At 64.9% G+C, this 2,523-nt stretch carries 2 protein-coding genes; one reads left to right on the forward strand and one right to left on the reverse strand.

Going from position 1 to position 2,523, the window contains the following annotated elements:
- Window positions 1-630: hypothetical protein (locus JOZ76_RS20760; protein ID WP_291701346.1), on the reverse strand; the 630-nt coding region annotated here is incomplete at its 3' end.
- A gap of 270 nt (window positions 631-900) precedes the next feature.
- Between JOZ76_RS20760 and JOZ76_RS20765 the strand changes: the two genes are divergently transcribed.
- Window positions 901-2,496 carry a S10 family peptidase gene (locus tag JOZ76_RS20765; RefSeq protein WP_291701348.1) on the forward strand — a complete coding sequence of 532 codons (1,596 nt, stop codon included), beginning with the start codon at window positions 901-903 and terminating at the stop codon, window positions 2,494-2,496.
- The last annotated feature ends 27 nt before the right edge of the window (window positions 2,497-2,523 follow it).

The following is a 2,523-nucleotide window of genomic DNA, read 5'->3' on the forward strand; positions in this document are numbered from 1 at the left end:
CAGCGGCGTCGCGCCGCCCTTTGCCTGCGGATCGATGCGGAAGACGATCGCGGTCTCCTTGAAGCGCGCGAGATAGGTGCCGCCAGGGGCAAGCTGCCGATTGTTTTTGGCAAAATCGAAGAACCTGCCCTTGATCTGGTTGCCGCCGATGTCGATCTTCTGACGCTCGCCGGGCTCGTCGAGCCGCTCGAGAACGAGCGTGCCGCGGCCGGCTGCTGCAAACATCGGCGAGGCGCCGTAGAGGGTGACCTGAGGCGCGGGCTGCGCGGCGAGGCCGCGCACGATGGTGGCGGCGGCCTCGCTGGTTTCCTTAACCGTCGCATGCGCGTGGTCGGCATCGCAGGCGATGGTCTCATCCCTGACGTCGGACAGGTGAACCTTGCTCGCATCGCTGCCCACGATCACGGTTCCGATTCCTGAAATCGTCTCGCGGCGGCACGATTTCAGATAGCTGAGGATGATCGCGCCGCCCGGGCCGATCTTGATGACCTGGCCCGGCGTCACGTAATCCATGAACTCGGCACCGGTCACCTTGCCCCGAAGCTCTTCCACGAGCGCAACCGGCGGTTCGGCAGCCGCGGCGGCGGTCAATCCGATCACCGTGATCGTTGCAATCAGGATTTCTTTCATCATTGATCTCCGCGGTGGCGATCGCCCTGGATCGGGACGCGAGCAAAAGCATGCCTCCGTCGCGTCGCGACCTTCGATTGATCCACAGCTAGCACAACCGCCGGATATCAGTTGAATTCAATGTGACTGGAATCACGGTCATCCCGGGCATAAGTCCAAGCCGGCTAGAGTCGAAAATCGACCCTTTTCGGACAACCGGCGGTCACGAGCCTGCGTCACACGACGCCGCACTGGTATCCGAGCGGGAAAGTGGTGCGGGAGGAAGTGATCATGCGCGGCGGTCTTCACTCATTGCGGCAAGGCTGCATCGCGCTCGCGGCGCTCGCAATTGGCGGTTGTCTCACCTGGACCGCCATTCGTGCCGAGGAGGCGCCGCCCGCGCCATCGGCTCCGTCCGCAGCAGCACCTGCGACCCGGAGAACCGGGGCGGGGAGCGAACGTGCCAGCACGCCGCCGGCCTCGCCAGCCACCGCCGAGCAGCACAAACTGCCTGCGGATGCCACGACCCGGCAGACCCTCGAACTGCCCGGCCGCACGCTCGCCTTCACGGCAACCGCGGGCTCGATCCGCCTGTTCGACGACAAGGGGGAGCCGCAGGCCGACATCGCCTACACATCCTATCAGCTTGACGGCACCGATCGCGCCACGCGTCCCGTGACCTTCGTGTTCAATGGCGGGCCGGGGGCTGCATCGGCATGGCTGCAGTTCGGCAATAGCGGGCCGTGGCGGCTTGCCATCAATGCCGATGCGGTGACGCCGTCGGCCGAGCCCGAGCTCAAGCCCAACGCCGAAACCTGGCTCGATTTCACCGACCTGGTCTTCATCGATCCGGTCGGCACCGGCTACAGCCGCTTCGTCGCAACAGGCGATGAGGTGCGCAAAAAATTCTTCTCGGTCGACGGCGATGTCGCCTCGATCGCGGTCGTGATCCGCCGCTGGCTGGAAAAAAACGATCGCCTGCTGTCGCCGAAATATGTCACCGGCGAAAGCTATGGCGGTATCCGCGGACCAAAGCTCGTCCGCAATCTGCAGACGCAGCAGGGCGTCGGCGTGCGCGGACTGATCCTGATCTCGCCGGTGCTGGATTTCCGCGACCGCTCCGGCTCCAGCATCCTGCAATTTGTCGCGAGCCTGCCGACTTTTGCGGCGGTCGCGCGTGAGACCAGAGCAGGGCCTGAGCGACCAATCACGCGGGATGATCTCGCCGACGTCGAAGGCTACGCGCGCGGCGATTTCCTGACCGACCTCGTCAAGGGGCAGGCCGATGTCGAAGCCACCAACCGGCTCGCCGACAAGGTCGCGCAGCTGACCGGGATCGACCAGGCGGTGAGCCGCAGGCTCGGCGGACGTTTCGACATCACCGAGTTTCGCCGCGAGTTCGATCGTCGCGACGGCAAGGTGACCGGACGCTATGACGCCTCCGTCCTCGGCATCGATCCGTATCCGGATTCCAGCTTCTTCCATTTCGACGATCAGTCCGGCGAAGCGTTGTCGGCGCCGGTGACCAGCGCCGCGGTCGATCTCACCACCCGCAAGCTGAATTGGCGTCCGGACGGCTCCTACGAGCTCGGCAATCCCAGTGTCGAACGCTCCTGGGATTTCGGCCACGGCCTACGGCCGGCCGAGTCGGTCACCGAGCTCAGGCAGATTCTCGCGCTCGATCCGAAGTTGAAGGTCCTGGTCGCGCACGGCCTGTTCGATCTTGCGACACCCTATTTCGGTTCAAAGATCCTGCTCGACCAGTTGCCCGCCTTTGCGGCGCCGCCGCGGGTCAAGCTCGTGGTATTTCCGGGCGGTCACATGTTCTATGCGCGCGACGCCTCGCGACAGGCGTTCCGGAGCGCGGCCGAGGCGCTGATGAAGTGACGAGGCTAGTGGGCGACCACGAGGGTC

The sequence above is a fragment of the Bradyrhizobium sp. genome (genome assembly GCF_019244115.1).
GTDB lineage: Bacteria > Pseudomonadota > Alphaproteobacteria > Rhizobiales > Xanthobacteraceae > Bradyrhizobium.

What these genes read in the sequence shown, in the direction of transcription:
- JOZ76_RS20765 (WP_291701348.1), top strand. Translation starts at nt 901, where the DNA reads ATGCGCGGCGGTCTTCACTCATTGCGGCAAGGCTGCATCGCGCTCGCG.